This window comes from Sulfuricurvum sp., from assembly GCF_049277495.1.
Taxonomy (GTDB): Bacteria; Campylobacterota; Campylobacteria; order Campylobacterales; family Sulfurimonadaceae; genus Sulfuricurvum.
Map to the genome: position 1 here is coordinate 1 of NZ_JBASYM010000026.1, position 24,367 is coordinate 24,367.

Consider the following 24,367-nt stretch of genomic DNA (forward strand, 5'->3'; position numbering starts at 1 on the left):
TGACGCTAAACTGGAAGCAGCGGCATTAAGAGAAAAAGTTATTGCTGAGACCAAAGCGCTGGCAAATAGCAAAATAGAGACAAAACGTGCTGAATTAGCACTTGAGTACGCAACGTTCGAAGGCGAATTGTCGCAAGAGAGAACTCGGTTGATTGCATCACTTCAAAATGAAGTGCCTGCATTCCAATCTGCTGTATCAGCAAAACTAAGTCAGATATAAGGTACGCAATGGGTAAAATAATCGTTACAGTGTTAATGCTCAGCGCGTATCTATTTGGATCAGATGCTGGTGCAGAAGGCTCTACAGACATAGTACAACGAACGGTCAACTTCCTGATTTTTGCCGGAATTTTGTTTTATATTTTGGCTGAACCGGTTAAAAGCTATTTTAGCGGAAGAAGTGCGGGAATTGCCGATGAGCTTGAAAAAGTTCAAGAGCGTCTCCGTGAATCAAAACGTCTAAAAGAGGCAGCTGAACATAAAATCGAAGAAGCGGAACGATTTGCGAGTGAATTGGCTGAGTCAAGTAAGAAAGAGAACAAAGTTTTGAGCGATAAAATTTTGGCGCAATGCGAACAGGATCTTGAGATTATCTCAAAGCAAAATGCTGCATTGATCGAGCTTGATAAACGTAAAATGGTTCGTGAAGTTGTTGCTGAAGTAATGAATGATGTTATGAACAGCAGTAATGAAGCACTTGGTAAAGAAGCTATGACCGAAATCTTGAAAAAGAAGGTGGCATAAATGCAGCATGAACTAATTGCTAAACGTTACATCAAACCTGTCATGGACAGTTTTGATGGCGCTTCATTGGAAAATTTGGCAACACTCCTCGGAGTTGTAGCCAAAGCTTATGAAGATGAAAAATTCAACCTTATTATGAACAGTAATGAGGTTAGTGACAGTGCTAAATGTCAACTTGTCTTGGATATGGTCGCTTCGGCGAACAGCTCTGCAGTCAACAATCTTATTAAATTACTTGCTGAGAACGGGCGTCTTTCATTGATTCCTACTCTTTCAAGTCTTTTAATCCGTGAGATTGCCAGAACTAAGCGTACCTTCACGGGACGTATCTACAGCAATAATGTTGTCGATCAAGCTTCAGTTGAGACGATTGCACGTGATTTGGGTACAAAAATGGGGGCAACTATCTCATTGAGCTATGTTGCTTCTGATTTTGACGGAGTCCGTGTCGAAGTTGATGATTTGAATGTCGAAATCAATTTTTCAAAAAGCCGCCTCAATGCTCAAATGGTTGAGCACATTTTAAAAGCAATTTAACCCTCGGGAAAGGAGAAATAGTGGTAGCAAAAGTACAAGCAGACGAAATCAGTTCAATCATTAAAGAACGAATTGAGAATTTCGAACTTAATGTAGATATTAATGAAACCGGAAAAATCGTCTCATACGGAGATGGAATCGCTCAAGTTTATGGCTTGAACAATGTTATGGCCGGTGAGATGGTTGAATTTGAAGACGGTACACGCGGTCTTGCAATGAATCTCGAAGAGAGCAGTGTCGGGATTGTTATCCTTGGAAAAGGAAAAGATCTTCGTGAAGGTATGAGCGCTAAGCGTCTTGGACGTCTTTTACGTGTTCCTGTCGGCGATGCACTTCTTGGTCGTGTTGTTAATGCCCTTGGTGAGCCGATTGACGGAAAAGGTCCGATCGAAACAACGGAAGTTCGTTTCGTTGAAGAAAAAGCTCCTGGAATCATGGCACGTAAATCGGTTCATGAACCGATGGCAACCGGTATTAAAGCAATTGATGCCCTCGTTCCGATCGGACGCGGACAACGCGAACTTATCATCGGTGACCGTCAAACCGGTAAAACTACTGTTGCACTTGACACAATTATCAATCAAAAAGGTAACGGTGTTGTTTGTATCTATGTAGCTATCGGTCAAAAAGAATCAACGGTTGCTCAAGTTGTTCGTCGTCTTGAAGAACACGGTGCGCTTGAATACACTATTATTGTTTCTGCACCAGCTTCAGAAGCGGCAGCACTCCAATTCCTTGCTCCTTATACCGGTGTAACTATGGGTGAATACTTCCGTGACAATGCTCGTCATGGTTTGATCGTATATGATGATCTTTCCAAACACGCGGTAGCATACCGTGAAATGTCATTGATTCTTCGCCGTCCTCCGGGCCGTGAAGCATACCCTGGTGACGTTTTCTATCTACACTCTCGTCTTTTAGAGCGTGCAGCAAAATTGAATGACGAAATGGGTGCAGGTTCATTGACTGCTCTTCCAATCATCGAAACTCAAGCGGGTGACGTTGCGGCGTATATCCCAACCAACGTTATTTCGATCACTGACGGCCAAATTTTCTTGGAAACTGATTTGTTCAACTCAGGTATCCGTCCTGCGATCAACGTCGGTCTTTCGGTTTCTCGTGTCGGTGGTGCGGCACAAATCAAAGCAACGAAACAAGTTGCGGGAACATTGCGTCTTGATTTGGCACAATACCGTGAACTTCAAGCGTTTGCACAGTTTGCTTCTGATTTGGATGAAGTAAGCCGCAATCAGCTTGAGCGTGGTCAGCGTATGGTTGAAGTGTTGAAACAGCCTCCATATTCTCCACTCGGTGCTGAAAAACAAGCATTGATCATTTTTGCCGGGAATGAAGGATATCTTGATGATATCTCTGCAGATTCTGTCGTTAAATTCGAAGCGGACCTTTATCCGTTCGTAGAAGCGTCATATCCGCAAATTCTTGAGAACATTCGCAGCACATCAAAAATTGATGATGATACGATGGCAATGATGAAAAAAGCACTCGAAGAGTTTAAATCTACTTTCGTTGCTGAATAAGGAATCTTTATGGCTAACTTGAAAGAGATTCAAAGACAGATCAAGAGTGTTTCGAACACGCAGAAAACCACACGTGCTATGAAGCTCGTGTCAACGGCGAAACTTCGCCGTGCGGAAGAGCTTGCGAAACGTTCACGACTGTTTGCACAAAAAACGAATCAAGTCATAGCTGAAATCGCAGGTCGAATCAAATGCAATAAAGTCGGCGGTATCGAAAACCGTTGTTTTATTGAGAATGATGCACCTGAAATGATCGATATTATTTTTGTAACTGCAGACAAAGGCCTTTGCGGAGGCTTCAATATGCAAACTATCAAAGCGGTTAAACGCTTGATGAGTGAATACAAAAATAAAAAAGTCAAAATTCGTCTTCGCGGTATCGGGAAAAAAGGAATTGAATTTTTTAACTATAATGAAGTAGAGATGCTTGATCAGGTTAAAAATCTTAGTTCTGCTCCGGATATGCAGCGTTCAAGTGAATTTATGACACGGTCAATCAATGATTTCAAAGAGGGTAAGATTGATGCCGTTTATATCGTTTATAACGGTTATAAAAACGTCATTACCCAAGAGTTGCATGTTAACCGTGTATTGCCGGTCAATGTAGACAGTTACGATTGTGAAGAAGCTAAAAACTCAATGTTGGAGCTTGAAGCACAAGATGAAGAGAAAATGCTCGATTCATTGGTAACCAAATATGCTGAGTACAATATGTATTATGCCCTTATCGATTCTGTTGCGGCAGAACACAGTGCGCGTATGCAGGCAATGGATGCTGCAACAAATAACGCTAAAGAGATGGTTAACTCGTTGAAAGTCAAGTTTAACAAAGCAAGACAAGAATCGATTACAACCGAACTTATCGAGATTATCAGCGGCGTCGAGTCGATGAAATAATTATGGAGGAAAGAATGATTGGTAAAATTGCTCAAGTAATTGGTCCGGTCGTTGACGTTGATTTTGAAGGGCACTTGCCTGCAATCAATGAAGCGATCGAAGTAAATGTAAGTGTTGAAGGGAATACGACTCGTCTTATTCTTGAAGTAGCGTCTCACCTCGGAAACGGTCGTGTCCGTACGATCGCTATGGATATGTCTGAAGGTCTTGTTCGTGGTATGGATGCTCGCGCAACCGGTGCTCCGATCAAAGTACCAGTCGGAGAAAAAGTTCTTGGACGTATCTTCAACGTTATCGGTGAAACTATCGATGGCGGAGATCAAGTAACGGATTGTGAAACATGGTCTATCCACCGTGATCCTCCACCATTGGTTGACCAAAGTACAAAAACTGAGATGTTCGAAACGGGTATCAAAGTTGTTGACCTTTTGGCTCCATATGCTAAAGGTGGTAAAGTCGGTCTATTCGGTGGAGCCGGTGTCGGTAAAACCGTTATTATCATGGAATTGATTCACAACGTTGCACACGGACACGACGGTCTTTCTGTTTTCGCCGGTGTCGGTGAGCGTACTCGTGAGGGGAATGACCTTTACCACGAGATGAAAGAATCAAGCGTTTTGGACAAAGTAGCACTGTGCTATGGTCAAATGTCTGAGCCTCCTGGAGCACGTAACCGTATCGCATTGACAGGACTTACGATGGCGGAATATTTCCGTGATGAGAAAGGGCTGGACGTATTGATGTTTATCGATAACATCTTCCGTTTTGCACAATCTGGTTCTGAGATGTCAGCACTTCTTGGACGTATCCCGTCAGCTGTTGGTTACCAACCGACTTTGGCTCGTGAAATGGGTGCTCTTCAAGACCGTATTACATCAACCAAAAAAGGTTCAATCACTTCAGTTCAAGCGGTATACGTACCTGCGGATGACTTGACTGACCCGGCGCCTGCTTCAGTATTTGCTCACTTGGACGCGACAACGGTTCTTAACCGTAAAATCGCTGAAAAAGGGATCTATCCTGCGGTTGACCCACTCGATTCAACATCACGTTTGCTTGATCCGCAAATTATCGGTGAAGAGCATTACGGAGTTGCACGCGGTGTTCAAAAAACATTGCAAAAATACAAAGATTTGCAAGATATTATTGCGATTCTTGGTATGGATGAGCTTTCTGAAGATGATAAATCGACAGTTGAGCGTGCACGTAAAATTGAGAAATTCCTTTCTCAACCGTTTTTCGTTGCGGAAGTATTTACCGGTTCTCCAGGGAAATACGTTTCACTTGAAAACACCATTAAAGGATTCAAAGGAATTCTTGAAGGTGAATTCGACCACCTACCGGAAAGTGCGTTCTATATGGTCGGTGATATGAATGAGGCGATTGAAAAAGCTGCTAAAATGAAAAGCAAGTAATTGCTTCTCGCCTTATAAGGAAACACTATGGAAACACTCCAATTAGAAGTGCTAACGCCAAGCGGACCGATTTATAACGGACCTGCTAAAAGCGTCACCCTTCCGGGTGAAGAGGGAGAATTCGGTGTTCTCCCTGAACACGTCTCTTTAACAACACTGCTTCAAGCGGGAGTTGTCGATATTCAAAAAGAGAACGGTAAAACTGAATCGATTGTTGTAAACTGGGGTGTCGTCCAAATTACCAACAACAAAGTAGTCGTTTTGGTAGACGGAGCTGTCGCAATTCGCGGAGATAGCGAAAGTGATATCGCTAAGGCACTTGATGAAGCCAAATCACTGATCAACAGTATTACTGATTCAAGCGTTATGTTCGCAACTGTTTCGGCACGTATCGAATCCGCGGCACATAACTTAGTCTAAATCAATGTTTCAGACATTTACCGCTTTTTATGACAAAAGCAATCCGGTAACACTTTTTGTGTTACTGGTTCTTTCTCTCTACTTCATCGCCGTCAACTGGGTATTTTTCTATCGTCTTTTTTCTCTAAACCAATGGATTAATACTGAAAACCAATCGCTCGAATCCCTTTTGTTAGGTTCACGCCAAATACCCGATTATGCTTATTTGAGACATTTTACTGCATCATCGTCACATCTTTCTGCGGCTTTGTTTGATATGGCATCGTATGCGGCAACGAAAGAATCGACAAAAGGATTGATGATGCTTTCGGTCGTTGCTTCAACAACCCCGTTTATCGGACTATTCGGAACCGTCGTATCGATCTTGGATACTTTCAAGCACATTGGCGGAGCAAGCGGGACAATGAGTATCATAGCGACGGGTGTTTCGGATGCTTTGGTTGCGACGGCATCCGGTATATTTGTCGCTATTTTCGCCTATACTTATCACCAGATATTGAAACGAAAAGCCTATGAACTTTCGGGTCTTATTCGTATGCAAGGTGATGCACTCCTCTCCAAAGAGGTATAGGCATGTTTGATTGGGATGAAAAACCGGAACTTAACATTACCCCTCTTGTAGATGTAATGTTAGTTCTGCTCGCTATTTTAATGGTGATTTCACCCAATATTGTATACGAAGAACTGATCCGTCTGCCGAAAGGTTCTGCACAAAAAGAGCTCACGAAACTCGCTCCTGTTAATATCACAATCAGTAAAGACGGAACAATAAAAGTGAATAAAGAGGTATTTAAAACCGATACATTCGCGGATAATTTTTCACTCTTTGCACAAACTCTTGATCATGAAGCAACCGTTATGATCAGTGCTGATCAGAGCCTTGGCTATGGTGAGGTTATGGCCGTTTTGGCGACTGTCAAACGGGCAGGATTCCGTGAAGTTTCTCTTGCAACTGCCGGTTAAAACTATTTTAGAGTCTCTGAATCGGATGCTGTAAAATGGATTTTAATCAAGAACGCTATTTTTTCTTAAGCGGGTTAATCTCTATCACTTTTTTCGTTCTCCTGCTTTTTTTGGTAGGGTTCAGTTTGATTATATCTCCTAAAATCGAACAGTTCGCACTGAGTAAAAGTGAGTTTATCTCCGTTTCAATTGAAATAAATGATAAAAAATCGACGGAAAAAAGTGAGCCTGAACCGCAAGTTTCTCCTTCAAAACCAATCTCTGAACCCGCTATAGAAGAACCGCCGGTTCAATCAGAGCCTGTTCCTGAGATTTCAGACCTTTTTTCTCAGGTGAAGCCTGAAAAAATACTCAAGAAGCCGCGCGAAGATACCAAACGCAGCGAGCAGCTCAATACTTTGGAAAAAGAACTTTTGGCCAATAAGAATACGCCTCGTTTCACGGATAAAGTCAATAAAGTCGATTTGGTGAAACCTTCTATCAAAATGATTCCTCAAGGTGGCTCAACCGGTCCGCTGGTTAACGAATACCATGCTAAGATTCAGGCTCTGGTTTATACCTATTTTCGTCCTCCTGCCGGAAGTGCGGGAGAAGTTGCACGTGTCCGTATGAATATCAGTGCTTCAGGCAAACTCATCGGATATAAGGTCATCAGTTACTCAGGGAACGGTCCGTTCAATAATGAAGTTGATTGGTTGAAAGACCGGTTGAACTCCATCCGTTTTCCTGAACATCCTGATGGAAAAGATACGGTATTAGATTTTATATTAACTGCTAAGGAGTAGACATTTGAAAATCATTCTTTTTTTTCTTACCTTGATACAACTAACGTGGGGTGCAGATGCGACCATTGAAGTAGTTAAAGGGGTAGCAGGATTATCCCCGTTAGCCATTGAAGACGCATCTGCCCAAAGTAATGATATGGGACGAAAGTTTACCAAGATGCTGGCTGCGGACATGAATGTTGTTTCTTTGTTTACCGTTGATGAGAGCTATGCTATGGCACCATTGGATTCCCTTAGCCCATCACCTGTACATAAAGATGCGCAGTACCTATTGCGTTATCGTTTGAGTGATGACGGAAGCGGGGGCGTCAAAGCAGATATCAAACTGCTGCAAAACGGCAATGAACTGTTTTTCAAAACCTATTTATTGAAACAAAGTGAAATGCTCGTATTTCTCTCACATGCAATTGCTTTTGACATTAACGGAAAAATGGGGGGATCACCAATCGATTGGATCAAGCGAAAAGTCCTTTTTATCCGATTGACGAGTCCAAGGCACTCTGAAATCGTTGCTTCAGACTATACCCTTTCCTATCAAAAAGTGATTCTAACCGGTGGAATGTATGGATTTGCTAAATGGGGCAATAAAGAGCAAACGGATTTATACTACACATCGCTTTCGGATTTTAAACCTACGATTTATAAAATGAATCTTCTTAGCGGAAAAAAAGAGAAATTGATCAGTTCTGACGGTATGGCGGTATGCTCGGATGTCAGTGAAGATGGACAGCGTCTTTTGCTCACTTTGGCTCCCAACGGTCAGCCTGACATTTATATGTATGATTTATCCTCAAGAAATAAAACCCGAATCACCGATTATTCAGGGATAGATGTTAACGGACAGTTTATGGGAGACGGTTCGATCGCCTTTGTTTCCAATCGTCTGGGTTATCCGAATATCTTTTCGACACGGCCGGGAAGTACTGCCGTAACACCGCTGGTGTACCAAGGAAAAAATAATTCATCATTGAGTTCTTATAAGAATTTTTTGGTCTATAAAGCGCGTGAAAACAGTGCGACATTTTCCGGGAATACATTTAATCTTCATCTTTTATCTCTTAAGTCGGGGAATATAAAACGTTTGACGGCAAGCGGCGAGAATGATTATCCTAGATTCTCTCCGGATGGGGAAGCAATTTTATATATTAAACAAGATGGTTCACGCAGCTCCATCGGTGTGATTCGTTTCGGTCTCAATAAAAGCTTTGCTTTTCCCCTGAAATCAGGACGAATTCAGTCGATAGACTGGTAGGGTTAACAATATTTTCGGTATCATAGCAATATAATTAATTCCTGAGGAGATATCATGATGAAAAATGTCGCTTTTTTAAGTGCAACGGTGGCAATGTTGATTTTGAGCGGATGTAGCTCTAAAGAGCCTGCAATCGATGCAACGGCAAATGGAAACGGAACGTCAATCGGGACTAACGCAAACGCAAACGGAACATCAGGTACTGACAGTAATGCCGTAATCGCTCCGATTACCAACGCAAATGCAAACGATGCTGCAGGCTCAGAGGCTAGCGCTTCAGACAGCCAACTTGCGAGTATTTTATTTGATTATGACAAATTTAACATTCGTGAAGATATGCAAGCATCAATGGCTAAAAATGCATTATTGGTCAAAGATAAAGCGGTTAAACTCGAAGGTAACTGTGATGAGTTCGGTAGTGACGAGTATAACTATGCGCTTGGTCTTAAACGTGCCAACGCGGTTAAATCGGAATTGGTTAACGCCGGTGCAAACGCTGATTCTATCACGATGGTAAGCTTTGGTGAAGGCAACCCGGTTTGTTTAGAAAAAACTCAAGAGTGCTGGGCTAAAAATCGTCGCGTAGACTTCAAACTTCCATAAATGCGTTCGATAGCTTCATTATTGCTGCTTTCGGCTATCGTCGTATCTGCTTCGGAACCTTCGGTTTTCGGAGCGGGCGATCTTAACCATCCCAATCCGTACGGTCTTACCAATGAAGAAAAGCTGATTCTTGATAATAAAAAAGAGATTCAGACCGTTATTCAAAAAAACAATGCGCAAAATGCCAAAGTCGAAACGGTCACCGAACGACTTGATGGTATGCAGGGAATACTTGAAGGGCTAAGTCAGCGTTCTAATGAACATACTTTATCTCTTCAAGCTTTGAATGAAAAGCTGGCGGGTGAAAGTAATTCGACAGCGAGCTTAGAAGAAGTGGGCAAGCAAGTTGCAGCAAATACTGAAAACATTGCCCAATTCAAGACACTTCTCGAAGAACTTTCGGTAGTCGTGGATGAAATCAATAGCAATTATGTCACAAAAGAACAATTTGCTGCCTTGATTAAACAGCTGAAAGTAAGTGTTCCGAACACCCCGGCAGCGGCTCCGGCAAAGATGGGGAATGCCTCTCTAGAAAAAGCGGCTAATAAACTCTTTGCTCAAAAAAAATACAGTGATGCCCAAAATTATTTTGAGCAAATGGTTCAAAAAAAGTATAAAGTACCTGAAGCACATTATATGATCGGGGAAACTTTTTTTGAGCGACAGTCTTATAAGGAAGCAGTGAGTTACTACAAACTGAGTGCATCAGGTAATGAAAAAGCGGGATATATGCCTACTCTTTTGCTGCATGCCGGAATTTCCATGGAAAAAACGGGAGACGCTGCGACGGCAAAATCTTTTTACCAAGCAACGATTTCCAAATTCGGCGGAACGGGAGCAGCTAAAGAAGCTCAAGAACGGCTAGCTAAGTTGAAATAAGTAGTGTCGCTCTAACTGAGCGTTTTCAGCATACCCATAGGTAAATGTGCTACAATCGCAAAATCTTAAAAGAAGGCTAATCAAATGGCAATTGAAAATAATCAAATCGTATCAATCGAGTATGAAGTACGTGACGGCGGAACAGTCGTAGATAGCAACGTCGGTGGACACCCATTAACGTTTATGTTCGGTAAAGGACAAATCATTCCAGGGCTTGAAGCTGGAATCGCTCATATGAATATGGGTGACAAAGGTGACGTTCTTGTTAAAGCAGCTGATGCATACGGCGACTATAATGAAACAGCACAACAAGAACTTCCGCGTGAACAATTTGCAGGGATTGATTTGAATGTCGGTATGACATTGTACGGTCAAGGCGAAGACGGCGGAACCGTTCAAGTTATGGTAAAAGAGGTTAAAGACGATATGGTTGTTATCGATTTTAATCACCCTCTCGCAGGAAAAGATTTGATGTTCAGCGTTACTATTTCTAATGTACGTGATGCATCTGCTGAAGAAGCGATGACAGGTATTCCTGCTGAAAATGCTGTCGATGACAGCGGATGTTGTGGAAGCGGCGGTAATCACGGCTGTGGATGTCACTAATTTTTTAACCGCATCAAACGCTTCAATCGAAGCGTTTAAAACGGCTAATTTACTCAAGGGTCTCGGAGTAAATGCCATTATATTCGGAGAACGAGGTACGGGTAAGCTTACCCTGGCTCGTTATATCCTTCCCCATGCACCTATTATTGATGCCAGTCATTTTGATGAACTGTTGGATGCAATTGAATCACACAGTGATGTGATTATTCATCGTCTTGATAATGTTGCTAATCTCAAACGTCTTATCGAAACGATCCAAAAAACACGGACTCGTGTTATTGCCACAGGCGGTTTTCGATATTCCCAAGATCAACTGGATGAGATTTTTACGATTCGTCTTGCTTTGCCTCCGCTCAGTGAACGGAGTGAAGATGTTGCTGTATTGATCGATGCTTTTGTAAAAGAAGCACGGCATACTTTAGGAAAGTCTGAGCCATTTGATCTCAATGGATTTATCCCCGATTTGAGTGAAAATGCAATTTCACTTCGACGTCAGGTTTATCTGCATTATTTGTTTGACAGTATCAATGAGAACGATTTGATGGAGATCATGGAACATTATTTGGAAGAAAAACTTGGAAGCAATAATGACTACCGGGCTTTTTTGCACCTTTATGAAGTGCCTCTGATCCGTGCCGGGATCAAACGTTTTAAGTCACAGCTTCAATTAGCCGAGAGGTTAGGATTGAATCGAAATACGTTACGGAAAAAAATTGCAGACCATGCAGAGTATCAATTAGAAACCAAGGAGAGTTAATGTCAAAAAAGATCGCAATGATTTTTCCCGGACAGGGGAGTCAAAGTATCGGTATGGGTAAATCGTTTTATGAGAACAGTGCCGTTGCACGTGAAATGTTTGAAAAAGCGGGTGAGCGTATCGGAGTTGATTTTGCGAAACTTTTATTTGAACCGAATGATCAGCTCGATCAAACTGCGTATACACAACCGGCTATTTTATTGGTATCGATGATAGCGTATAAATTGTTTCAAGATGCCCACCCGACGGATGCTGTGATGTTCCTCGGACACTCGTTGGGTGAATTTAGTGCATTGAGTGCGTCCGGTGCTATTGATTATGTGGATGCGGTCGAATTGGTCCATAAACGCGGTTTGCTTATGACAAAAGCTTGCGAAGAGATCAATGCGGGAATGATGGCGATACTTGGACTTGATGATGAAGTCGTAGAATCGCTCTGTGCTAAAGCGAATGATGAAGGCAAGCGTGTCTGGCCTGCAAACTTTAACCAAAACGGACAACTCGTAGTCGCCGGGATAAAAGAGGATCTTCAGGCAATGGAGAGCGTATTTAAAGAAGCAGGTGCTAAACGCGCCCTTTTGCTTAATATGTCTATTGCCAGCCACTGCCCGCTTCTCGAAAGTGCGATGGAGCCCTTAGGCGAAGCAATGGAAGCAATGGTAAAAGATACATTTGCTGCTCCGATCATATCGAATGTTACGACAGAAAAATATTCAACCAAAGAAGAAGCATTGAAGCTTCTTAAAATACAGCTTATTCAACCCGTGAAATACAAACAATCGATTGAATCTATTGCCGGCGAAATCGACTTGATGATCGAATTCGGAAACGGTGCCGTTCTTAAAGGGCTGAATAAGCGCAATGCTCCTGATGTTGAGACGATGGGAATTAGTGATATGGAATCCCTTGCCAAGGTCTGTGAAGCACTGTAATGAAAGTCGCTCTGATACAATCCGCACCGAAACTCAGCCGTTCTAACCTCTCCGATGTTCTGGAATTGGTTGAGGCTAATAAAGATGCGGATGTTATTGTCTTTCCGGAATTGGCACTCAGCGGGTATTTATTGCAAGATAAGCTTTATGAAGATGCATGGAATATTGAAGAGTTGGATGATTTGGCGCACGTGAGTCAAGCTTGCGATATCGTGATCGGTGCCGCACTCTGGGATAACGGTAAAGTCTATAACAGCGCTTTGTACTTCTCAAAAGGTTCATTACTCCATATTCATCATAAAAATCATCTTCCAACTTACGGGATGTTTGAAGAGGGGCGCTATTTTGCCGAAGGCAAGAGCATCGAAGCTTTTCAAACGCCGCAAGGCCCTGCAATCATGGTCGTGTGTGAAGATCTGTGGCGAGCGGAGACGATTGCTGCTATCGCGGCATCGGAGGCCGAGGTCGTTTACGTATTGGCTGCCTCTCCAGCCCGTGATTTCACGGATGCAGGTGTGATGATTGAATCCCAATGGGATGCTTTGTTAAAATCCACTGCATTATTGAGCCATAATTATGTTGTTTTTGTCAATCGTGTCGGATTTGAAGACGGGCTTGGTTTTTGGGGTGGAAGCCGTATCGTGACTCCTATGGGGAACAATGAATGCAGACTTTCCCTTTTTGAGAGAGAAATACAAATCTGCTCTCTGGATGCACGGCTGAAAAAACTCGGTCGTTATTTAGCAAAAAATATTTAAGGATTATCATGAAAATAGCGATTATGGGTGCGATGCGAGAAGAAATCGATCCGATTTTGGAAGCAGTCGGGGAATATGTTACCCATGAACATGCCGGAAATATTTTTTATGAATGTACGTATGGCTCTCACGAATTGGTGATCGCATATTCAAAAATCGGGAAAGTTTTTTCGGCGATTACCGCTTCGGTCTTATGTGAGCGATTCGGTGCAGAGAAACTTCTTTTCAGCGGAGTAGCCGGAGGAATTTCGAAAGAGTTGAAAATCGGTGATTTGGTAATGGCAAGTGCCTTATGCCAGCATGATGTCGATATTACCGCTTTTGGGCATCCATATGGCTTTATCCCCGAAGGATCCGTCATGATTGAAAGTGATACTGATCTGCGGTCGCTTGCAGCAGAAGTCGCCATTGATATGGGGATCGATCTGTATGAGGGGATCATTGCCACGGGGGATCAGTTTGTCGCCAGTTCGGAGCGTAAAGAGTGGATAGAAAAAACTTTTCAAGCAGATGCATTGGAGATGGAAGGGGCAAGTGTAGCGTGTGTGTGCCATAACTTCAATGTCCCGTTCTTTGTTTTACGTGCGATCAGTGACAGTGCAGACGGGGAAGCTGGAATGGATTTTGATGCCTTTTTGCAAAGTTCTGCAAAGATCAGCGCTACATTTATTTTAGAGATGGTAAAACGTCTTGAACATTAAACTCAGCAAAAAAATAATGCGCCAAATCGGGCGTACCAATGCTGCATTCGGCCTGATCGAAGAAGGGGATAAAATCCTTGTCGGATTGAGCGGCGGCAAAGATTCTCTGACGATGGTCCATGCCATGATGGAACAGCAGCGTCGGGCTCCCTTCAAGTTTGAAATCCTTGCGGTAACGGTAACTTACGGGATGGGGGAAGATTTACGTGCACTGATCGAACATTGTGCGGCTTATGGTATACCCCACAAAATCTATGAAACGAATACCTATGAGATTGCGGGTGAGAAAATACGTCAAAACTCATCATTTTGCAGTTTCTTTTCCCGCATGCGGCGCGGTGCACTGTACAGTGCGGCAAATGAATACGGATGCAATAAAGTTGCACTCGGGCATCATCTCGATGATACCGCAGAGAGTTTTTTTATGAATCTGATTTATAATGGCCATATGCGGGCGCTTGCTCCCAAATACAAGGCAGGGAACGGCTTGATCGTTATCCGTCCTCTGATACAGCTGCGTGAACGCCAGCTTGCCGCATGTGCGCTAGAAAATGAAATGCCGACTATCGGAGATGAAGCATGCCCATCCATGCGATTCGATGTTAAGATGCCTCATGCCCGCGCTTCAATGAAAGCGATGCTTCACGACATGGAAGAAAAATATCCTGATCTTTTTGTTTCCATCAATTCTGCATTCGGTCACATCAGTGACGATACTTTTTTTGATCCGACACGTTTTAACGTTTAAGTTCTTCGTAGTCAATCCGCTTTTGTTTTAAAAAATCGACCAAGCGCTCCTGATAAATTTTGGAGTCATGGTCATGTGTACACTCCCGCAGCTGTTCTAAGTGATTCGGTTCAATTTTAAGTGCATAGCGGGGAACGAGACGAAGCTCTTGAATCACATCGATCAGTAATGCCTCTTCCTTATTTTTTTTACTGTAACTTGAGCTTAGGTATTCTTTGACCGTCATCATCAATGTTTCGGCACGGTCAGGCTCGGGATAAATTTCGAAAGCGATTGCTTCAAGTGTTTTTAGATAGTGACTTAGGGGTTCATTGGATCCTGCGATCAAAACGGCGTAGGTTTTGGCTCGAAATTCTAATGAAGAATGATGATAGACAAAAACTTCTCGGAATGCGCTAAAGAAATAGTTTTTGATTCTTTTGAACATACCAACACCCCTATTTTTTCAAATTATAGCGTAATAATGCCATAGCTTTATGGTCGGCACGGCTGAGAGATAATGCACTGATTTCATGGAGTTCAAACCATTCAAATCCTTCATCGTTAAACATCTCATCACTCAGATAGACTTCGGCATCTAAGGTAAAATGGGAATAATGCTGCGTAATATGCCCCAAATAGTGCATACCTGCAGTAACGTTCTCTTCGCTTTCGGAAAACCCCCAAAGGCCATGTAGGAAACGGCTTGTCCGTTCTTTTAGGGCGTAACGTTTTGAACGGCGGTAGAGGACAATGTTAGGTTTCCGAATAGGCTTGATCGTCTTTTTTTTCGCTTCGGGATAGGTCAGGGGAGAGGTTTTGCCTTTGCAGGAAGGCTCAAAAGGGCAGACGCTGCAGAGAGGTTTTTTGGGGAGGCAGATGCTAGAGCCAATATCCATCATGGCTTGATTGTATTCGAACGGATGGGCCGTATCAAACAGGGTGTAGGCATATTCCCATAACTTTTTTTCGTTTCGCTCGCTCAGGGCATAATAGCGATGCAGTATCCGTTTGACATTCGCATCTAAAATAGGGAGCGGTTCTCGATAGGCAAATGCGGCGATAGCATGGGCTGTAGAACGGCCGATACCGGGCAAGCGGAGCAGTTCGTCCGCTGTTTTGGGCAAAACTCCTTGAGCTTGACGTGCTGCTTTATGGAGATTTCTGGCCCTTGTGTAGTAGCCCAATCCTTCCCACTTCTTGAGGACATCACTTTGGTCCGCATCGGCTAAATCTTGCAGGGTAGGGAAAGCTTCAAGAAAAGGGAAATAAAACCGTTCCAAGACGGTTTTGACCTGTGTCTGCTGGAGCATGATTTCACTGATATAGATCGCGTAGGGATCAGGATTTGTACGCCATGGAAGGTCATGCCGTCCATTGGTTTCGTACCATTTTAACAAGGCGGTATGCAGAGGCGTATTCATTCGGCAATTGTACTGAAGGAGTACTTAGCGCTCACTTCTGAACGGATCGATTGCCAGCAGCAAAACCGGGAGAATAAAGAGATCGGTTAACAGGGAAAGGAGAACCAATACGGCTCCAAATCCCCCGATCAGCTGAAGCGAGTGTATCGGCGTAAATGCCAAAAAGGTAAAAATGGCCGCAAGCATCAAAGAACCGATTACGACAGGAATCCCTGCATAAAAGAACATCACTTCCAAAGAATGGCGCTGCGTTCGGCCAAAATAGCGGCTTCGGAAATATTTGAAGGCAAAATGGACGGTAGCATCCGATGAGAGACCGACACTTAGGGTCATAGCGATGAGTACTTCAAGGCTGAGAGGAATATGCATCAGTTCGATAAAGAGGCTGAACCACACAATGGGAATGGCATTGGCAATAAATCCAACCCAGATTAAATTATATTTTCGGAATATTCTCCCCATAATAAGACCGATAATGACGAGAACACTTAATAATGAGATCCCTAGAAGTACGATTTTATCAATCTTGGCACTGGTGATAAGGCTGTCATAGTCGGCAAAGTAGATGTTGAGTTTGTCATAGGACTGAAGCCATTGCATAATGGCAATCTTATCGGCATGATCCAGATGGATAGTGATCGTCAGTGCTCCGTTTTCAAAATAGTTTTGTTCCAAATCATAGAGCTCGAGAAAGAAAAGCGCCTGCATTAGATTTTGTTCATCGCATGCGGTTGTTCCGGTATTGGCAAGATTCAGCAAGGAGAGTACGGTGGCGACAGATGTGACTTCTCCCACCCCTTTATTGGACTTTTTAAGGTCTTGCTCGAATTGTTTGAGAGCGGTGACCGTTTTCAAATCAATCTGGGTATAGGGGACTTTCGCGATTAAAATATGTTCGTTGACACTTTGGGCAAACAGGCGTTCGGGTTTCATTAGTATAAAATAGCCGCCTAAGATAGCAACGATACTGGTTGCACTTAAAAACAGAAGAAGATAATTACGATTGTAATGGACTTCATTTTTGGCAAATAGATAACCGTAGCGACCAAACTCGACTTTGGGATGAAGAACGCTGAAATAGCTCAATAGGGCGGGAAGCAGGGTAATATTGAGAAGATAGGAAATCAGCGACGCAAAGATGATACTCAGGGAGAGGAGCCGAATAATGGCAGAATCAACCCAAAGAAGCGAACCCAGTCCGAGCAACGTGATAATGGATGTCCATAAGGCCGGCGTAATATTACGGTTGATCGCTTTTAAAAGTGAACGCTCACCGTCTACTTTATAGTGAGAGACATGCCATCGGTAATAAAAATATAGACTGTCTACCAGCGCTATCCCTGAGACCATGAGCGTCAGCGCAATATAGACTTTAGAGATGCCTGTCAGGAGCCATATCAAGGTAAATGTACCGATTAACGTAAAGAGTACAACCGCCAAAGAAGCAAGAATGGAAATATAGTTTCTGAAAATAAGGCGAAATATCAGAATCAGTATTGCGATGGTAAGGAGAGTATAACTGAGCAGTGTCGTCCACTTCATAGGTGTATCTTCTGTAGAAAAAAACTTATGGTGAAAGGAAATCGGAATGTTATCGATGGAAATAGGGGAAGAGGAGTAGATGTAAAAATGAAAATTTTTAAAATCCTGATCAACGTATTGAGAATATGGGGTATGGAAAACACGTATTAAATGTTTGAGTTCGCTAATATTAAGATCGGTAATATTGAGCGCTTCGACAAGCGATGAATCTTCTCCGTTCGTGTTGTTGTGGATATAGTATGTACTGAATAACGAATCGACTCGCGAGACAGTAGGTATAGAACTAAGACGAGTATGTAGCTGTTCAAGTTCCAGCTTGCTTTGCTGATCAAACGAACTGATATCCACATCCAATCGGCTGACATATCCGGCACTGAGGTCTTGGGAGAGTATTTTTTGATATTCTTTGGACTCTTCTAGCCATAAAAGGCTATCCGAAGAGATGAATACCGGTTTGAAAAAAATAAGGGCTATAAGCCCAAGGAGTCCGTAGGCAACTAAAATGTAGGGACGATAACGTTTGATAAACCGTACATATTTGGTCACATTCGGGGTATCGTAGTACATTATTTCTCTCTTTTAACCATGATGATATAGGGACGTTTGTAAATATCGAGTGTTTGGGCAACATTTGAAATTTGGGAAATTTTACCTAAAACTGAGGGGTTTATACTTTCACTGAGATTTTGGTCATGGATCATTACCCGTTTCAAAGCATCGATGGGATTCGGAGAACTGTAAATTTTCGCGATCATCTCAGCGGAGTTGAAGCGTTTGAGCTCATACAGAAAAAAATAATAGGTATATTTAGAACGCATTTTGCTGTTTTCATCGATCAGTGAGATAAAGTTTCGTGAATTTGGACAATAGGGGTCGATGAAAACATAGACTTTCGTCGCTCCTTCCCCGATAACCATGGCATTATGCTCAATGGTTTGAAGGTAGGGAAGGCTTTGGCTCAATGGCAGTTTTGGCCGCTCTTGCGGCTCACTGGCATAAAGAAAAAAACCGATTAAAAAAAGTATCCAAAAATTTTTCATGAGCAAAGTTTATCTATTCCTGATTACAGTTGTATCACAACTATATCATATCATTATTACTTATAGGTGATGAAAAAATGATCACTGAACACGATACAATGGCAAATTAAAGATAAAGAAGTATTATAAAGAAGAAATATGAAGACCCTAGAGAAAATATTCAGCAGTATGATCGAAATCAAACAATCCAAATTTATTGCATTTCTAATGCCCTCATCTATGTATGAAGAAGAGATGAAACGTTTACGATCGGCTCATCCTAAGGCAGTCCATTTTGTCAGCGCTTATCGCAGTCTTAATGAATATGATCAAATACTCGAGTACAGCGGAGATGACGGTGAACCTAAAGGGACATCGGGCAAACCGACGCTGGCAGTTCTGCAGGGGCATGATCTGATCAATGCCGCAATTATTACCGTTCGCTATTTCGGCGGGACAAAACTGGGACCCGGCGGATTGGTACGAGCATATGCCGAAGCGGCAAACGCGGCCTTTGGATCTGCGGTATTGCTACCCTATGAAAAACTTTATCGCGAGAGCTTTGAGTGTGATTATTCGAGTGTTTCGATCGTTGAATATGAATTAACCCAGAAAACGATTGTCTGTGTTGCAAAAGTATTTGGAGCAAAAGGGGCAGAGTTTACAATCGAAGCGACGGCAGAGAAACTAAAAGAGTTTTATGATACATTGGGAAGAGCTATTGTGAAGAAAAATGGTTAAAGGCATTGGACATGGCAATCAACAAGAAACGGATTATATATCGTATCGGACTGTACGGTGCAGCCGGAATCATTGCATTTTCTTTATATACCCGGGCAAATGTTCAGCCTGAAACGGATGAAGAATATTGTCAAAGACGTGGAATGGTCAAAATCCATGACAGATTTTTTAAGTATGATGTCTATGAGCACGGAGAGATGAAACCGATCGTGGATATGCTCACAAAAGAGTGTAATGGAAATGCATATTGCGAGATTGACCATGCCTATCAATATGTTCTGAAAATTCCGTATAAAAAGAGTGCAGCTAATCGCAACCCATCGGATGTCATCAATCAAAATGGAGGTGATTGTGATGAAAAATCATTTTTATTGGCGACGTTACTTTTACAAAACCAATATGAATGTGTATTGGTAACGACAAAAGATCATGGATTTATTGCCGTTCATGTGCCGAACGATATATCTTTAAAACATCCTTCCTCTTATTTGGTACTCAATGGAAAGAAATACTATTTTGCTGAGACAACTTTCTCCGCCGGATACATAGGGCAATATAATAATGTAGAGGAACGAGAAATTGACGCGGTTTTTGATATGGTAGCCAAAAAAGAGATACCGTTAGATACCCTGGAATTTCAGATTACAAAAAGTTAGATATTTTCAACGGATAGTATCATTCGATGGAAGTGTTATCGTAAAACATACGCCCGCATCTGTATTATGGAACGACAGCGTCCCTTTATACTGATTTTCGATAATGGATTTAGACATATATAGCCCTAACCCCGTTCCATTTTCAGATTTAGTGGAAAAATAGGATTCAAAAATTTTTGGTCGAATCTCATCTGGGATCCCTCCTGCATTATCGCAGACATGAATGTTTATAGATTCTCCTTCTTCTTCTACGGTAATCGTGATTTTCCCTGAAGGAATATTTCGTTCAATAATCGCATCCTGGGAATTTTTAATCAGATTCATCAGTACATGGAGTATCTCATTTTTCGTTAAATTGACTTTTTTTTCTGTGGTCACAATCAACTCGGTTTTAATCTTGGCATAGTTTAAAAAAACATCGCTTAAGTGCAATGCCAATTCCGCGATTTGCCCGATGTCCTCAGGTTGTTTTTCTTTGTCATCTTTATAATAATTACGGAAATCGTCGATGGTTTTGGACATATACTGCAGATGTTCGTTGAACTGATGGTGGGAATCCTCAAAACTTTCATCCGTGCATTTTCCCAATTTAAAGTTGATATAGAGATTTTGATTGATGAGTGCCAAGGTATTCAGGGGCTGACGCCATTGGTGGGCTATCGTAGAGATCATCTCCCCCATAGCAGCATATCGGGATTGGTGGAATAAGATAGCATTTTGCTTTTGAATTTCCCGGCGCTGGGTATTGATTTCATCCTCCAGACACTCTTGATTCTTTTGCTTTTCCGCCAGCAACTCTTTTTGAAGACGAATCTCATCATCTTTTACGGCATGAAATCTGTTGGCAAGGATAAGAGAGAAAAAGATGATTTCAATAAAGGCTCCGAATAAAAAAGCATAGCGGAAAAAATCAGTGTTGTTCACAAGAGCGTTAAAGGTTAATACCATCAGCCCCATGGTCGACATATAGATGATAAGCGCAAAAAGATAGCATCGTGTTTGGATATTGCCTAATAACCATGTCTTGACGGCAACCACTAGCAGCAAAATGAGGAAAATAGAGGAGACAATATTAAAAAAAAGCGTAGCGTAGGGAGTATTTTGACTTATCAGTATGCCAAAGATAATAAAAATCATCGTAAATATCTTGAATATCTGATTTATTTTTGGAAAATATTTTTTGAGTTCCAGAAAAGTTGCGGAGAAAAGTGCCATAAAAGCCAAGACGATAGTACCGACCGTATGGAGTCCTTCGTTCCAACCGCTAAAACCAAAAGTAAGATACGAACCGCTAAACATACAGACAAAGACAATAAATGAGGATACATATCCAATATAGTAAGCATAGATACGTTCTTTCATCTCAATCAGAAGAAAAATATTGAGAATGGTGATGATAAAGAGTACCCCTGAATAGAAGAGATAGAAAGTATTGAGTTTTAATCGGCTTGGTCTAAAAAACTCTTTTTCGGTATAAAGTTTAAAGGCACCGATTTGCGAATTGACCGTACGCCCCCTAATATAGAAAGTTTTTGATTCACCGGTATCTATATGAAGTAAAAACGCCGGGCATGTGTCTTCTATTTGACGTTCCTGGAGTGGTACCGAAAGGCCATTGTACTGTGAGACCCAACCGTTCGAGGTAAGTTCAAAGAGGTCAAAGTCAGCCCAAAACGGTTCGGTGAAGTAAAGGACGAAATTACTGTTTTTACTTTTGTTTTCAATTGTTAGTTTAAACCACGCGGTCCCTTCTTTATATCCGAGTGCGAATTGTGAGGGAACCGTCTGCGTAAAGTGAGTATCAGCGACCTCTTTAATACTCAGTTGGGACTTTTCATCGTAGAAGTAAGAGAGCGAAAAATCCGAAGTCGTTTTTAGGGTATCTGTCAGTATGAGCGATGCAAAAGAATAGGGGAGATATAAAAAGAGTAGAAAACAGATTCGGATCAACATGAAAAGCCTTAAAAATATTCATTATTTGAAATACGGAAAAATTAAAAAAACAGTTTGTAATATAAAAATTTATAATATTAATAGAAGATAATACAAGAAAAATACTAAAAATAGTTGAAAATCTCTTTGATACGGATGGAAGTTTAGCTTTTACTCCATAACTTCTCATTGAGTTTTAATTCTTCGATAATTCCGATGGTATTACGCAGCATGAGAATATATTCCATCGCCTGAGTATAATCCAAAAGAGATTTAAATATTGCAGGTTCAAACAAATCTTTATCCGTTTCGATCCCTATATGAATGTGGTTATGGACAAATGAGATGGAGACAGGATGGGAAAGTTTGCGTTTAAAGTCTATAAGACGTTTCATCATTGAATGGCTGAGAATATAGCGCGCTTCGATAGGGTCGCTGCCGTAGACGACAAACTGTTTCTCAAATTCGGGATCATCCAGTTGGATAACGTTTTCACGCGAGAGATTTTTGGATTGGAGCCATCCTCCAATTAAATTTCCAAACATTTTTTCGGCAACATCGGGAAGGATGACGGTGCAGCTTTTAAACTCTTTATTAAATTCGGCAACGAGGAAGAGTCCCCGAAAAAGGGTATGCCATTGGGTACGCCCTTTCGAATCACGGGTTTGATACTCAGCCTTAATATCGGAAAATTCGATGGGGACCCCGTCGATAGAACCTTTGACATAGTCGTTTCCGCTATAGCGGTCAATCGAGTGCTGAAACAGATTGGAACGTTCAAAGAGATGCTGAGAAACCATAAACTCAGGATTATACAGGAGATGCTGATCGATTGCACCGATCAGAGGAGTGATGATTTTGGTTTTAAAATCTTTGGCATAACCTGCGGTCATCCATCGGTAGACAATAGCGGAAATTCCTAAAAATCCGATAAGAATTGCCAGCATCAACGGATGGAAAAATCCAAAATTTTGTCCGCTCCAAAGTGCAACAAGGAGAAAAACGACTATCCCCATCCCTCCGTACCACTGTATCTGTGAAATAATCCCTTGGCGGGTTTCTTCAAGTTCAGTGAGAGATGGATAAAGCTCTTTATAATAAAAATCAGTGAGTTCCGAGAGGGATTTCATTGATTGAAAAGTGCCCCGACATCGACATTCTGCCGTTCAGTGACCGTGATTTCGAAAACGGCTCGTCGCTGCAGATTCATCCATCCGGCTACAATGTTGGTGGGAAACATCTCAATGGCATTGTTGAGGTCGGTGACCGCCTGATTGTACGCACGGCGGGCGGCAGAAATCTGTTCTTCGATTTCATTTAATGAGCGTTGAAGATGCATGACATTCTCATTTGCTTTGAGGTCGGGATATGCCTCCATCGCAACATTGATGGCTCCCAGTGCAGCGGTAAATTTGGCATCAAGGGCGATTTTTTGCTCATCACTGATCCCCGGTTTCATCGCTTGGGCACGAAGCTCGGTTACTTTTTCAAGGGTTGACTTCTCATGCTCCATATAGCGTTCGACGGAGGCAACAAGGTTTGGGATGAGGTCATATCGTTTTTTCAGAACGGTATCGACTCCCGCAAAGATATTTTCGACTTGATTTTTTTTGCCTATAAGGGAATTGTAAATCAATATGCCGATCAAAGTAAGTATACCGACAATAATGAGTAGCGTGGTCATTTAAGACTCCTGCAATATTTAGATGGACTATTTTAGGTGAAATTGTCTGAAGAGAGGATTAGTATGTGACTAAAGTCGCGGTTGATTGACGTAAAATAAATTTTTAAGGGGAATTTTCATCGAGAAGGATTATAGTTTTTTATCAGTGATAAAAGGAGAAGGCTATGACTGTTGCATCGTATCTTTTTCAATCTCCCTATTCCAGCCCTGTCCAAATAGGGCGGAAAGATCCGTTAGCAAAAGAAGAAGTTACGTCGGATACACCGCAAAATGCGGTAAAAGAGAAAGCATCTGTACCGCAAGAAACGAAAGCTAATCCGGCTCTTTCAAATAAAAGTTCGATCAGTCTTACGGCATTTTCAGGTACTGAAGGGAAAGCGGCGGCGGATACGTTTAATGCCGTCAATACAAAAGTGCAGGCGCAAAGTGTCTATCAGAATAGTTAAAAAGGGACTGGATGAATAGGATTATAAATTTAATAGTAATAGGTTCGGTAGTTCTTTTCACGGCCGATCCGGTATCGAAAGCAATGAAAGAAGAAAAAAAATATAAAGCCGCCGAACATAAAGAGCGAGAAAGTATAAAACAAGAAGAAAAAGAGATAGAAAAGAAAGGGAATGTTTTCAAGGAAGCATCGATAAAAAAGAAATCTTATCCGCGCGGGACGATTGAAACTCATTAAAATAGTATGATATTTTTGATTGGATGATGAAAGATATGAGAAGTAAAGGTGGCGCAGCGGACGGGACTCGAACCCGCGACCTCCTGCGTGACAGGCAGGCATTCTAACCAACTGAACTACCGCTGCAGCCAAAAATTATGGTGGGAATTACAAGACTCGAACTTGTGACATCT

The 24,367-nt window shown here is 42.0% G+C and carries 29 protein-coding genes, 1 tRNA gene and 1 pseudogene; 23 read left to right on the forward strand and 8 right to left on the reverse strand.

Features of this window, described 5'->3' with window-relative positions; all coding sequences use genetic code 11:
- The 19 genes and pseudogenes from WAO38_RS05630 to WAO38_RS05720 form a co-directional block, all read left to right on the forward strand.
- Positions 1-220, forward strand: a pseudogene (locus WAO38_RS05630) (F0F1 ATP synthase subunit B'); the annotation flags it as partial.
- An 8-nt stretch (positions 221-228) separates the two neighbouring features.
- The gene (locus tag WAO38_RS05635) at positions 229-744 is read left to right on the forward strand and encodes a F0F1 ATP synthase subunit B (protein WP_422235168.1); all 516 of its coding nucleotides are present in this window, start codon (positions 229-231) and stop codon (positions 742-744) included.
- On the forward strand, positions 745-1,281 hold the full coding sequence (locus WAO38_RS05640) for a F0F1 ATP synthase subunit delta (protein WP_422235170.1): 537 nt from the start codon (positions 745-747) through the stop codon (positions 1,279-1,281). It abuts the gene before it with no gap.
- Between the two features lie 20 nt (positions 1,282-1,301).
- Positions 1,302-2,819 carry a F0F1 ATP synthase subunit alpha gene (gene atpA, locus WAO38_RS05645; RefSeq protein ID WP_422235172.1) on the forward strand — a complete coding sequence of 506 codons (1,518 nt, stop codon included), beginning with the start codon at positions 1,302-1,304 and terminating at the stop codon, positions 2,817-2,819.
- A gap of 9 nt (positions 2,820-2,828) precedes the next feature.
- The gene (gene atpG / locus WAO38_RS05650) at positions 2,829-3,716 is read left to right on the forward strand and encodes an ATP synthase F1 subunit gamma (RefSeq protein ID WP_422235174.1); all 888 of its coding nucleotides are present in this window, start codon (positions 2,829-2,831) and stop codon (positions 3,714-3,716) included.
- A 14-nt stretch (positions 3,717-3,730) separates the two neighbouring features.
- Positions 3,731-5,131: a F0F1 ATP synthase subunit beta gene (gene atpD / locus WAO38_RS05655; protein WP_422235176.1), complete on the forward strand. Its 1,401-nt coding sequence runs from the start codon at positions 3,731-3,733 to the stop codon at positions 5,129-5,131.
- Between the two features lie 27 nt (positions 5,132-5,158).
- Positions 5,159-5,551 (forward strand): ATP synthase F1 subunit epsilon, encoded by a 393-nt coding sequence (gene atpC / locus WAO38_RS05660; RefSeq protein ID WP_422235178.1) that lies wholly within the window; start codon positions 5,159-5,161, stop codon positions 5,549-5,551.
- A gap of 4 nt (positions 5,552-5,555) precedes the next feature.
- Positions 5,556-6,122: a MotA/TolQ/ExbB proton channel family protein gene (locus WAO38_RS05665; RefSeq protein ID WP_422235179.1), complete on the forward strand. Its 567-nt coding sequence runs from the start codon at positions 5,556-5,558 to the stop codon at positions 6,120-6,122.
- Between the two features lie 2 nt (positions 6,123-6,124).
- Positions 6,125-6,514 carry an ExbD/TolR family protein gene (locus WAO38_RS05670; RefSeq protein WP_422235181.1) on the forward strand — a complete coding sequence of 130 codons (390 nt, stop codon included), beginning with the start codon at positions 6,125-6,127 and terminating at the stop codon, positions 6,512-6,514.
- Between the two features lie 35 nt (positions 6,515-6,549).
- A complete protein-coding gene (locus tag WAO38_RS05675; RefSeq protein ID WP_422235183.1) occupies positions 6,550-7,299 on the forward strand; it encodes a TonB C-terminal domain-containing protein in 750 nt (249 codons plus the stop codon).
- Positions 7,300-7,303: 4 nt separating this feature from the next.
- Positions 7,304-8,551 (forward strand): Tol-Pal system protein TolB, encoded by a 1,248-nt coding sequence (gene tolB, locus WAO38_RS05680; RefSeq protein WP_422235185.1) that lies wholly within the window; start codon positions 7,304-7,306, stop codon positions 8,549-8,551.
- Positions 8,552-8,605: 54 nt separating this feature from the next.
- Positions 8,606-9,154 (forward strand): OmpA family protein, encoded by a 549-nt coding sequence (locus WAO38_RS05685; RefSeq protein ID WP_422235187.1) that lies wholly within the window; start codon positions 8,606-8,608, stop codon positions 9,152-9,154.
- Complete coding sequence (locus tag WAO38_RS05690; protein ID WP_422235189.1) at positions 9,155-10,033, forward strand: tetratricopeptide repeat protein; 879 nt, start codon at positions 9,155-9,157, stop codon at positions 10,031-10,033.
- Positions 10,034-10,117: 84 nt separating this feature from the next.
- Complete coding sequence (locus WAO38_RS05695; protein ID WP_422235191.1) at positions 10,118-10,639, forward strand: FKBP-type peptidyl-prolyl cis-trans isomerase; 522 nt, start codon at positions 10,118-10,120, stop codon at positions 10,637-10,639.
- Complete coding sequence (locus WAO38_RS05700; protein ID WP_422235193.1) at positions 10,587-11,396, forward strand: helix-turn-helix domain-containing protein; 810 nt, start codon at positions 10,587-10,589, stop codon at positions 11,394-11,396. The genes WAO38_RS05695 and WAO38_RS05700 overlap by 53 nt, the downstream gene beginning before the upstream one ends.
- The gene (gene fabD, locus WAO38_RS05705) at positions 11,396-12,328 is read left to right on the forward strand and encodes an ACP S-malonyltransferase (protein WP_422235195.1); all 933 of its coding nucleotides are present in this window, start codon (positions 11,396-11,398) and stop codon (positions 12,326-12,328) included. Before WAO38_RS05700 ends, fabD begins: the two co-directional genes overlap by 1 nt.
- Positions 12,328-13,086, forward strand: coding sequence for a nitrilase-related carbon-nitrogen hydrolase (locus WAO38_RS05710; protein ID WP_422235197.1), 759 nt, complete (start codon positions 12,328-12,330; stop codon positions 13,084-13,086). Before fabD ends, WAO38_RS05710 begins: the two co-directional genes overlap by 1 nt.
- A gap of 8 nt (positions 13,087-13,094) precedes the next feature.
- Positions 13,095-13,787, forward strand: coding sequence for a 5'-methylthioadenosine/adenosylhomocysteine nucleosidase (locus WAO38_RS05715; RefSeq protein ID WP_422235199.1), 693 nt, complete (start codon positions 13,095-13,097; stop codon positions 13,785-13,787).
- A gap of 16 nt (positions 13,788-13,803) precedes the next feature.
- A complete protein-coding gene (locus tag WAO38_RS05720) occupies positions 13,804-14,535 on the forward strand; it encodes an ATP-binding protein (RefSeq protein ID WP_422235201.1) in 732 nt (243 codons plus the stop codon).
- On the opposite strand, the gene WAO38_RS05725 is transcribed toward WAO38_RS05720, so the two are convergent.
- The 4 genes from WAO38_RS05725 to WAO38_RS05740 are packed head-to-tail and all read right to left on the reverse strand — an operon-like array spanning position 14,525 to position 18,520.
- On the reverse strand, positions 14,525-14,962 hold the full coding sequence (locus WAO38_RS05725; RefSeq protein ID WP_422235203.1) for a hypothetical protein: 438 nt from the start codon (positions 14,960-14,962) through the stop codon (positions 14,525-14,527). The genes WAO38_RS05720 and WAO38_RS05725 overlap by 11 nt on opposite strands.
- A gap of 10 nt (positions 14,963-14,972) precedes the next feature.
- A complete protein-coding gene (gene mutY / locus WAO38_RS05730) occupies positions 14,973-15,938 on the reverse strand; it encodes an A/G-specific adenine glycosylase (RefSeq protein WP_422235205.1) in 966 nt (321 codons plus the stop codon).
- Positions 15,939-15,962: 24 nt separating this feature from the next.
- Positions 15,963-18,047 (reverse strand): hypothetical protein, encoded by a 2,085-nt coding sequence (locus WAO38_RS05735; protein WP_422235206.1) that lies wholly within the window; start codon positions 18,045-18,047, stop codon positions 15,963-15,965.
- A complete protein-coding gene (locus tag WAO38_RS05740) occupies positions 18,047-18,520 on the reverse strand; it encodes a hypothetical protein (protein WP_422235208.1) in 474 nt (157 codons plus the stop codon). Before WAO38_RS05740 ends, WAO38_RS05735 begins: the two co-directional genes overlap by 1 nt.
- A gap of 138 nt (positions 18,521-18,658) precedes the next feature.
- Here WAO38_RS05740 and WAO38_RS05745 point away from each other — a divergent pair, with 138 nt between their 5' ends.
- On the forward strand, positions 18,659-19,240 hold the full coding sequence (locus WAO38_RS05745; protein ID WP_422235210.1) for an IMPACT family protein: 582 nt from the start codon (positions 18,659-18,661) through the stop codon (positions 19,238-19,240).
- Between the two features lie 11 nt (positions 19,241-19,251).
- Positions 19,252-19,896 (forward strand): hypothetical protein, encoded by a 645-nt coding sequence (locus WAO38_RS05750; protein WP_422235212.1) that lies wholly within the window; start codon positions 19,252-19,254, stop codon positions 19,894-19,896.
- A gap of 6 nt (positions 19,897-19,902) precedes the next feature.
- On the opposite strand, the gene WAO38_RS05755 is transcribed toward WAO38_RS05750, so the two are convergent.
- The 3 genes from WAO38_RS05755 to WAO38_RS05765 form a co-directional block, all read right to left on the reverse strand.
- Complete coding sequence (locus WAO38_RS05755) at positions 19,903-21,849, reverse strand: sensor histidine kinase (protein ID WP_422235214.1); 1,947 nt, start codon at positions 21,847-21,849, stop codon at positions 19,903-19,905.
- 143 nt (positions 21,850-21,992) lie between these two features.
- Positions 21,993-22,958 carry a DUF3137 domain-containing protein gene (locus WAO38_RS05760; protein ID WP_422235216.1) on the reverse strand — a complete coding sequence of 322 codons (966 nt, stop codon included), beginning with the start codon at positions 22,956-22,958 and terminating at the stop codon, positions 21,993-21,995.
- The gene (locus tag WAO38_RS05765) at positions 22,955-23,512 is read right to left on the reverse strand and encodes a LemA family protein (RefSeq protein ID WP_422235217.1); all 558 of its coding nucleotides are present in this window, start codon (positions 23,510-23,512) and stop codon (positions 22,955-22,957) included. The genes WAO38_RS05760 and WAO38_RS05765 overlap by 4 nt, the downstream gene beginning before the upstream one ends.
- 164 nt (positions 23,513-23,676) lie before the next feature.
- Here WAO38_RS05765 and WAO38_RS05770 point away from each other — a divergent pair, with 164 nt between their 5' ends.
- A complete protein-coding gene (locus WAO38_RS05770) occupies positions 23,677-23,958 on the forward strand; it encodes a hypothetical protein (protein ID WP_422235219.1) in 282 nt (93 codons plus the stop codon).
- Between the two features lie 11 nt (positions 23,959-23,969).
- Positions 23,970-24,194: a hypothetical protein gene (locus tag WAO38_RS05775; RefSeq protein WP_422235221.1), complete on the forward strand. Its 225-nt coding sequence runs from the start codon at positions 23,970-23,972 to the stop codon at positions 24,192-24,194.
- Between the two features lie 49 nt (positions 24,195-24,243).
- Here WAO38_RS05775 and WAO38_RS05780 read toward each other — a convergent pair.
- Positions 24,244-24,320: transfer RNA gene (locus tag WAO38_RS05780), tRNA-Asp, on the reverse strand.
- Positions 24,321-24,367: the final 47 nt, after the last annotated feature.